The organism is Lentibacter sp., from assembly GCF_029254145.1.
In the GTDB taxonomy this organism is placed as follows: Bacteria; Pseudomonadota; Alphaproteobacteria; order Rhodobacterales; family Rhodobacteraceae; genus Lentibacter.
On record NZ_JAQWYD010000021.1, the window covers coordinates 1 to 8,582 of the forward strand.

Consider the following 8,582-nt stretch of genomic DNA (forward strand, 5'->3'; position numbering starts at 1 on the left):
CCATACGCACTTCTGTGTAGCGCATAGCCGCAGCGTTATCGCCATCCATGGAGCCGAAGTTTCCCTGACCGTCAAGAAGCGGCAGGGACATAGAGAAATCCTGCGCCATCCGCACGAGAGCGTCATAGATCGCGCTGTCGCCGTGCGGGTGATATTTACCCATCACATCGCCAACAGGGCGAGCCGATTTACGGTAGGGTTTGTCATGCGAGTTGTTGGTCTCATGCATGGCGTAGAGAATGCGGCGGTGCACAGGTTTTAGGCCGTCTCGCAGATCGGGAATCGCTCGGCTCACGATGACGCTCATGGCGTAATCGAGGTAGGAGCTCTTCATCTCATCGACGATCGAGATTTTCGGGCCATCATAGACGTAACGCGCTGGCGTATTTTCGTCTTTGTTTTCAGGTGTTTCGGGCGTGTCGCTCACGTGATTTTCTCGCCTGTCCTGTGGATCAATATGTTGTTTCGAAATGTATATCAGAGCCATCATATAGGGTGCAATGGGCGTGGGGTTGCTCATTTGAAGGTGGCGGCAGGTTGAGGGTTATCCCTCTGTTATTATTGGGTTTTTAATTCAATTTTATTCGCTTGCGGGGACGCGTTGTTTTGAGTTTGGAAAAGCGCCGATCGTTACACCACCGCACAGCAAGGTTAACGCGCTGCAAAGCTGCAAAAATAAGGGGGGTGAAAAGCGTGCACAAGGCGTGCACAAAGCGTGCACCGCCCAAATTGAAGATGTGTTAAGGAAAAATTAGTCAATGCAGCGTGCGGTGCTGCAAGAGTGAACTTGGAAGAGGCGAGAAAGCGGCTCTTTTAGACCTGAAGCTTTCAGCGCTCAAAAGAAAAAGCCCCCCCCGATATTTTGGGGAGGGAGACTTTAGGGCACTTGCGGGAGGGAGAAGCCCCGCGGCCCACGTTCTTTATGGAATGATGCGCGAGTATTTCACGCCTTCAAGCGATGCGCCTGCAAGCAAGCCCGCCTGACCGAAAATCAAAGCCAGCACCGGAGAGGTGGCTGTGGTCGTTTCGGCGCGAATGTTCTCGCCTTGATCTCGGAAGACATATTCAACGTCAGCACCCGCGGCCCAGCCGTTGGAGCGACGGAAGCCCATCAGGGCGTCTTCTGTCATGAAGAAGAGGACGTGAGCGTATTGCTGTGCGCCGATTTGCAAGCCAAAGCTGCCTTTGGTGGCGGAGTAGTAGTCTACCGTCACGTCATTGACGCGAAGTGCGCCGCGACCGTAGCCACCGCCAATTCCGAAGCCTGCTTCTGTCACCAGTGGCATCACTAGCATACCAGCTGATTTAGCTGCTAGGCCCTGTGTCGAGGGATATTGGCCATAAAGGAAGTTGAGGGTCTGATCAACGCGAGCGTCAATAGACGCGCTGCCCTTGGAGCCGATGCCGTTGCCACAGGCGGCCAGAAGGCCAGTGCTTGCAACTGCGCCAAGCGCAAAAGATCTGCGAGAAAGTGTATTCATGATTTCACTGCCGTATTGCCTGAATAAAGTGCCGGTTATGTCCAGCTTGTCTTCAAGACTACGCCTTTTGAGCGCGGGTGTCACCCCAAACAAGCTCTGTTGAGCGTTATTCTGCCAGTTTGTTCGCCCTTGAGGCGAGTTCTTTGGCGTTTAGGAGGCCAAAAGGCGGGCCGCGCGGGGGGCGAAATAGGTCAAGATGCCGTTGCATCCCGCCCGTTTGAAGCACATCAGGCTCTCCATCATCGCTTTGTCGCCGTCGATCCAGCCGTTTTCGGCCGCGGCCATGATCATCGCGTATTCGCCAGAGACTTGGTAAGCATATGTGGGGGCGCCAAAGGCGTCTTTGACGCGCCGGCAAATGTCCAAATAGGGCATGCCAGGCTTGACCATGACCATATCGGCGCCTTCTGACAGGTCGCGCTCGACGCAACGCAGGGCTTCATCTGTGTTGGCTGGGTTCATCTGGTAGGTTTTCTTATCGCCTTTGAGCGCGTCTGCTGCGCCGACCGCGTCACGGAAGGGGCCGTAAAAGGCGGAGGCGTATTTGGCAGCATAGGAAAGCAGGAGCACATCTTTGTGGCCTGCGGCTTCAAGAGCGGCACGCAAAGCGCCGATACGGCCATCCATCATATCACTTGGGCCGATGATATCGACGCCTGCCTCGGCTTGGGAGAGGGCCTGTTTGATCAGCGCTTCTACGGTTTCGTCATTGATGATTTTGCCGTCGACGACAAAGCCGTCGTGGCCTGTGTCAGAATAGGGATCGAGTGCGACATCAGTCATGATCGCAATGTCAGGGACAGCGGCCTTGACGGCGCGCGTTGCGCGGTTGCTCAGATTGTCTGGATTCCATGCCTCGGCGCAATCGGCAGTACGATTTGCTGCATCTGTGTACGGGAAGAGGCAAATCGCGGGAATGCCGAGCGCATGGGCTTCGCGGGCCGCCTCAACGACCTTGTCAACAGAGCGGCGTAGCACGCCTGGCATGGACGGCACGGGCTCTTCTACACCCTCGCCATCGCGTACGAAGAGTGGCCAAATCAGATCGCTTGGTGAGAGGGTGTTTTCCGCGACGAGCGCGCGGATGCCCTCGCTTTGACGGGTGCGGCGCAGCCGTGTTGCAGGGAAGGGGGCTTGGATCGCGCGCATCATGTGTCTCCGAAAATCTATGCGTGCTGAAACTGTCATGGAAATTGCGTCACCTCAAGGTTGGAATTGCCTGAGACGCACGCTATGAGAGGCGAAACAATGTGAGGGGCGCGGGCCTTGGACTGGTATTCTACGGTTTTTGAGCTGATTGATATGCGCTCGTTCAGTAACCTTTGGTTCTGGATCGCATTGGCTGTTATGTGGTCGACGACTTCGCATTGGGTTCTTGGTGTGCCGTGGGACATGGTTTTGCGCGCGCAACGCGAGGGCGGACAATATGAGGAAGACCTGTTGGATATCGTACGGATCAATACAAACCGTTTGCTGCATATTGGCACGGTCTCGGGGCTGTGGCTCTTGGGATTTGCCTGCTTTTTCCTGACAATGCTGGGGCTTTTGGGCTTTTTCTACGGGTATGAGTTTGCGCAGGCTTTGTTTTTGCTCGGGTTTCCCATGTCGCTGATTGGGGCACTTTCGCTTTCGACTGCGCGGCTCATTCGTGAGGAAGAAGCGGTGGGTGAGCGGCTCCAAAAGCTAATGTTTCGCCAGCGCACGATCACGCAGGTGATCGGGATGATCTCGATCTTTGTGACAGCGCTTTGGGGCATGTACCAAAACCTCACATATGGCGTGCTTGGTTAAGATATGAGCGCGCAAGGGAAAGACCATATCACCGTCAGCGGTGCGCCTGAGGGCTTTGATGCCAAGCTTCTGGTGGCCGAGGCCGAAAAGGCGGGCGCTGTTCTTCATATTGCGCGCGACGACAAACGCTTGGCCATGATGCGCGCCAGCTTGCAGTTTTTTGCGCCTGATCTGCCTGTCTTTGCATTTCCGGCATGGGACTGCCTGCCCTATGATCGTGTGTCGCCCAACCCTGACATTTCTGCCGCGCGGATGGCCGCTCTGGCGGCGCTCGTGCATGAGATGCCGCAGCGCTATATCCTGCTGACGACGCTGAGTGCAGCGATGCAGTATATTCCTGCGCGCGAGGTTCTGCGCGAAGCGGCGTTCAAGGCGACAGTGGGCGAGCGGGTCAATGAAGAGGCGTTGCGCAACTTTCTGGTGCGCATGGGCTTTTCACAAAGCCCAACTGTTACAGAGCCCGGTGACTACGCCATTCGGGGCGGTATCATTGATATCTTTCCGCCCGGCGATGGCGGACCTGTCAGGCTCGACTTCTTTGGCGATGTGCTGGACGGGGTGCGCCGCTTTGATGCGGCGACGCAACGCACAACGGAGACACTTGGCGGCGTTGAGCTTGCACCGGTGTCCGAAGTCTTGCTTGATGATGCTTCGATCACGCGGTTTCGTCAGAATTACCGTCTCGAATTTGGCGCGGCAGGGACGGACGATCCGCTCTATGAGGCCGTCTCGGCGGGGCGCAAGCACGCGGGGATCGAGCATTGGCTACCATTCTTCCATGAGCGCCTTGAAACGCTGTTTGACTATGTTCCAAACGCGAGCCTGACCCTTGATGAGGGACTTGAGGCCAAGCGCGAGGCGCGGTGGGATGGTATAGTTGACCAATATGAAACGCGCAAAATAGCGCTTGGTGCGCGCGGGCGGATGGACTCTGTCTACAAGCCCGTACCTGCAGAGCAGCTTTATCTTGATGAGCCCGCGTGGGCCAAAGCCACAGCGCCACTGCGCGCGCTTAAGCTCGTGACACTGCCCCAGCCCACAGGCGCGGGCGTGATAGACGCAGGCGGGCGGATCGGGCGCAATTTTGCACCCGAACGACAGCTTGAAAACGTCAACCTTTTCAGTGTCCTAAAGGACCATATCGAAGCAAAAATGGGTGAAAAGCCTGTGGTGTTGGCCTCCTATTCAGAGGGCGCGCGCGAGCGTATCGAAGGTCTGCTTGATGATGAAGGTCTGATCGGCGCGGTCACCGTGAAGGATGCGCGCCGTATCGGAAAACGCGGACTTCATTTGGCCGTCTGGCCACTGGAGCAAGGCTTTGAAGCGCCTGATATGGTTGTCATTGCCGAGCAGGATATCCTCGGCGACAGGCTCATCCGAGCGCCGCGCAGAAAGCGCACAGCCGAGAACTTCCTGACAGAGGCCCAAAGTTTGTCGGCAGGTGACTTGATTGTGCATGTCGATCACGGCGTGGGCCGCTATCACGGCCTCGAAGTTGTCACAGCTCTGGGCGCTGCACATGAGTGCCTCAAGCTGGAATATGCCGAAAATTCAACGCTCTATCTTCCTGTTGAGAATATCGAGCTCTTGAGCCGCTATGGCCACGAGGAGGGCTTGCTTGACCGTCTTGGCGGCGGCGCGTGGCAGTCCAAGAAGGCCCGTCTCAAAGAGCGCATTCGGGAAATGGCCGATAAGCTCATTCGGGTTGCTGCTGAACGGGCCCTGCGCCGCGCGCCCGTTATGGAGCCGATGCCGCATGCTTGGGAGGAGTTTGCCACGCGCTTTCCCTATCAGGAAACCGATGATCAGCTCAGCGCGATTGAGGATGTTCTGACAGACCTTGGCTCTGGTCAGCCGATGGACCGCCTGATTTGTGGTGATGTTGGCTTTGGCAAAACCGAAGTGGCGATGCGCGCGGCCTTTGTGGCGGCCATGCAAGGTGCGCAGGTGGCCGTGATTGCGCCAACGACCTTGCTGGCGCGTCAGCATTACAAGAGTTTTGCCGAGCGCTTCCGCGGCTTTCCTTTGCAGGTGCGTCCGCTGAGCCGCTTTGTGAGCGCAAAAGACGCCAAGCTCACCCGTGAGGGTATGAAAAACGGCACTGTTGATATCGTGATCGGGACGCATGCCCTACTGGCCAAGGATACGCGTTTTAGGGACTTGGGACTTCTTATCATTGATGAGGAACAACATTTTGGTGTGGCGCATAAGGAACGGCTCAAGCAGCTGCGCTCTGATGTGCATGTGCTGACACTCACGGCGACGCCGATTCCGCGCACGCTCCAGCTCTCGTTGTCTGGCGTACGTGATCTGAGTATCATTGGCACGCCGCCTGTGGACCGTCTCGCCATTCGTACCTATGTGAGCGAATTTGATGGCGTTACGATCCGTGAGGCGCTGTTGCGCGAGCATTATCGCGGCGGTCAGAGTTTTTATGTGGTGCCGCGCATCACCGATTTGCCCGAGATTGAGGATTTTCTCAAAACGCATGTTCCGGAAGTTAGCTATATTGTGGCGCATGGGCAGATGGCAGCAGGCGAGCTTGATGACCGGATGAACGCCTTTTACGACGGCAAATATGACGTGCTGTTGGCGACGACGATTGTAGAGAGCGGGCTTGATATTCCGACGGCCAACACGATGGTCATTCACCGAGCTGATATGTTTGGTCTGGCGCAACTTTATCAGATCAGAGGGCGGGTTGGCCGCTCAAAGACCCGTGCCTATGCTTATCTGACGACGCGGCCGCGGAAGCCATTGACTGCCACGGCAGAGAAGCGTCTGCGCGTTCTTGGCAGCCTTGATACGCTGGGTGCAGGCTTTACGCTTGCGTCACAGGATCTTGATATTCGTGGCGCTGGCAACCTGCTTGGCGAGGAGCAATCCGGCCAGATGCGCGATGTGGGCTATGAGCTTTACCAAAGCATGCTGGAAGAGGCGATTGCCAAGATCCGTGCGGGTGAAGCCGAAGGCATTGTGGAGGAGGGCGATTGGTCGCCTTCTATCGGGCTTGGCGTGCCTGTTCTTATCCCAGAAAACTATGTGCCTGATCTTGATGTGCGTCTTGGTTTGTATCGCCGTCTCAGTGGGTTGGATGGTAAAGTTGAACTGGAGGGTTTTGCGGCTGAGTTGATCGATCGCTTTGGTCCGCTGCCGCGTGAAGTGAACACGCTTTTGCTTGTCGTGCGCATTAAGGCGATGTGCAAGAAGGCAGGCATTGCCAAGCTTGACGGGGGGCCGAAGGGCGCGACTGTCCAGTTCCACAACGACAAATTCGCCTCTCCTGTGGGGCTTGTCGAGTTTATCCGCGACCAGAAGGGGCTGGCCAAGGTCAAAGACAATAAGATCGTTGTGCGCCGCGACTGGAAGACAGACGGTGACAAGATCAAAGGCGCCTTCGCGATTGCGCGCGATCTGGCGCAGAAAGTGGCGGACGAGAAGAAAGCCAGAAAGGCAGCAAAACGTGCTTGAGAATGGATATTACGATGTGCCCGAGGGGTTTACCGCTTCGGTTGTGACCTATCTTGAGATGCACAGTCGTCCTGAGCTGCGCGCCTGTCAGGCTGAGGGGCTTCGTTTGACGCGGATCATCACGCCGGACGCGGCGCGCTATCGGGCGCTTTTTGCGAAGGTGGGGGGCGACTATCTTTGGTCCAGTCGCCTTGAGATGACGGATGAGGCTTTGCTTGCGGTTTTGACGGACCCCAAAGTCCATCTTTATGTGGCGAAGAGTGGTACGAAGGACGCGGGGCTGCTTGAGCTTGATTTCCGTGGTGAAGCGGGGTGTGAGCTTGCATTTTTTGGGCTGACGCCCGATCAAGTTGGCGGCCAAGCGGGGCGCTGGCTGATGAATGAGGCGCTAACGCGGGCTTGGGATGAGGATATCTCGCGCCTTTTTGTGCACACTTGCACGCTGGATCACCCCAAGGCACTGGCGTTTTACATCCGCTCGGGATTTACACCCTACAAGCGCTGCGTTGAAGTCTCAGCCGATGCACGGCTCACAGGGCATCTGCCCAAAAGCAGTGCGCCGCAAATTCCGCTGCTCTGATCCTTTTTCTTTCTAAAAATATCCTGGGGGTAGGATTCAAAAGTCCTATGACTTTTGAATCTAGGGGGCAAAGCCCCCTCTGGGTCGGATTTGCGTAGCAAATCTCGAAAAGCTACAGCTTTCCTCGTGCCGCAAACCACGCTTTTGCTTTCGGCTGTAACCACGTCCAGAGCCAGGGCGCGCCGAGTTTGATCTTGTTGCCCACACGCGCTTCGAACCGAGCATAGTCTGTATCATACTCAACCCAAGACCCGCCGCCTGAGGCGAGGTTCTGATTGGGCGGCTGGAAGCGGTCGAGTGATTTGGCAAAGCGCGCATCGGGCGTCTGTGCTGCTTCGAACTCGTCCCAGAGGGCGCGGAAACTCTGCGCCTGATCGGGAGGCAGCAGGCCAAAGAGCCGTGTTGCAGCGGCCACTTCTTTGGCGGCCATCTCAGTGGCGTCGTGATCGCCGAATATGGGCTCATCACCTGCGTCTATTTCCACAAGATCATGCAAAAGCAACATCTTGATGACGCGGTCCACCTTGACGTCGGCGGGTGCGTCGGAACCGAGCACCAGCGCAAAGAGCGCGATGTGCCAGCTGTGCTCGCCCGAGTTTTCATAGCGTGAGCCATCTGCGAGCGTTGTTCCGCGGACAATCTGTTTGAGCTTGTCGGCCTCCATGAGGAAGGCCATTTGGGCGTCAAGGCGGCTGCTCATTCCTGCGGTTTCTGTGCGTCCACCAGGGCTTTTGCCTTTTTAAGCAGCAAGGCGCGGGCCGCTTTGCCCGCCATGCGCACGCGGACCTCTGTGAGATAGGCTTCTTCGAGGGTTTGTGAAGACTTTCCCAAAAGGTCGGCAACTTCAAAGTGCAACCGGTCATCGCCCGATTGCTCCATGATTTTGATGGTGTCATCCGCCAGTTTTGAGGCAGTTTCCTGCAGGGTCGACATCAGCGCGAGCTTTCCGTGAGGCGGCGCTTCACATAGCTTTGGACGCTGCCGACCATCGTATCCATGTGGTCGTTTTCAAAGAAGTGGCCTGCGCCTTCTACTTGCTCGTGTGTGACTGTAATGCCTTTTTGCTCATGGAGTTTATCGACCAGTGTCACTGTATCAGCGGGCGGCGCGACGCGGTCGGCGGTGCCGTTGATCATGAGGCCCGAAGAAGGGCAGGGCGCAAGGAAGGAGAAGTCATACATATTTGCGGGCGGTGAGACTGAGATGAACCCTGTGATCTCGGGACGGCGCATCAGAAGCTGCATGCCAATCCATGCGCC

At 56.7% G+C, this 8,582-nt stretch carries 9 protein-coding genes; 3 read left to right on the top strand and 6 right to left on the bottom strand.

Annotated features, from left to right (window positions below; all coding sequences use genetic code 11):
* From P8O11_RS02480 to hemB, 3 genes are all read right to left on the bottom strand, one after another.
* Positions 1-427 (bottom strand): DNA gyrase subunit A (locus P8O11_RS02480; protein ID WP_300291292.1); only part of this gene is annotated, 427 nt, incomplete at its 3' end.
* 493 nt (positions 428-920) lie between these two features.
* Positions 921-1,481, bottom strand: coding sequence for a YSC84-related protein (locus P8O11_RS02485; RefSeq protein WP_300291294.1), 561 nt, complete (start codon positions 1,479-1,481; stop codon positions 921-923).
* Between the two features lie 150 nt (positions 1,482-1,631).
* The gene (gene hemB, locus P8O11_RS02490) at positions 1,632-2,630 is read right to left on the bottom strand and encodes a porphobilinogen synthase (RefSeq protein ID WP_300291307.1); all 999 of its coding nucleotides are present in this window, start codon (positions 2,628-2,630) and stop codon (positions 1,632-1,634) included.
* Positions 2,631-2,747: 117 nt separating this feature from the next.
* Between hemB and P8O11_RS02495 the strand changes: the two genes are divergently transcribed.
* Genes P8O11_RS02495 through P8O11_RS02505 form a run of 3 tightly spaced genes read left to right on the top strand, consistent with a single transcriptional unit; the run spans position 2,748 to position 7,323 of the window.
* Positions 2,748-3,272, top strand: coding sequence for a component of SufBCD complex (locus P8O11_RS02495; protein WP_300291296.1), 525 nt, complete (start codon positions 2,748-2,750; stop codon positions 3,270-3,272).
* A 3-nt stretch (positions 3,273-3,275) separates the two neighbouring features.
* On the top strand, positions 3,276-6,743 hold the full coding sequence (gene mfd, locus P8O11_RS02500; protein WP_300291299.1) for a transcription-repair coupling factor: 3,468 nt from the start codon (positions 3,276-3,278) through the stop codon (positions 6,741-6,743).
* Positions 6,736-7,323 carry a GNAT family N-acetyltransferase gene (locus P8O11_RS02505; RefSeq protein WP_300291301.1) on the top strand — a complete coding sequence of 196 codons (588 nt, stop codon included), beginning with the start codon at positions 6,736-6,738 and terminating at the stop codon, positions 7,321-7,323. Before mfd ends, P8O11_RS02505 begins: the two co-directional genes overlap by 8 nt.
* A gap of 112 nt (positions 7,324-7,435) precedes the next feature.
* On the opposite strand, the gene P8O11_RS02510 is transcribed toward P8O11_RS02505, so the two are convergent.
* The 3 genes from P8O11_RS02510 to P8O11_RS02520 form a co-directional block, all read right to left on the bottom strand.
* On the bottom strand, positions 7,436-8,023 hold the full coding sequence (locus P8O11_RS02510; protein ID WP_300291303.1) for an HD family hydrolase: 588 nt from the start codon (positions 8,021-8,023) through the stop codon (positions 7,436-7,438).
* The gene (locus P8O11_RS02515) at positions 8,020-8,256 is read right to left on the bottom strand and encodes a hypothetical protein (RefSeq protein WP_300291305.1); all 237 of its coding nucleotides are present in this window, start codon (positions 8,254-8,256) and stop codon (positions 8,020-8,022) included. Before P8O11_RS02515 ends, P8O11_RS02510 begins: the two co-directional genes overlap by 4 nt.
* Positions 8,256-8,582, bottom strand: a 327-nt coding sequence (locus P8O11_RS02520; RefSeq protein WP_367186820.1) for an alpha/beta hydrolase, incomplete at its 5' end; no start/stop codon positions are given. The genes P8O11_RS02515 and P8O11_RS02520, both read right to left, overlap by 1 nt.